The organism is Saccharomonospora iraqiensis subsp. paurometabolica YIM 90007, from assembly GCF_000231035.2.
Classification (GTDB): Bacteria; Actinomycetota; Actinomycetes; order Mycobacteriales; family Pseudonocardiaceae; genus Saccharomonospora; species Saccharomonospora paurometabolica.
In genome coordinates, this window is record NZ_KI912230.1 from 1,326 (window position 1) to 1,583 (window position 258).

Consider the following 258-nt stretch of genomic DNA (forward strand, 5'->3'; position numbering starts at 1 on the left):
GGTGGCGGGGGTGTCCTCCCCGTCCTCGGCCTCGGCACGACGCCTGCGCCCGCCGGGCCGGGACTGGAGATTCCGGATCTCCGGCGGCAGCGTCGGATTGGGCTGCACCGGTTCCGGCTCGGGGCTCCGGTCCGGCGTCCCGGCCCGGGGTACCGGCCGGTTCCGCAGAGGTGGTCGGCTCCGGCACCCGTACGGACCTCCGGCGCGGGGGCGGCGGCTCCGGTGTCCGCCGCGGGAGCGGACGCCGGAGCCGCCGTG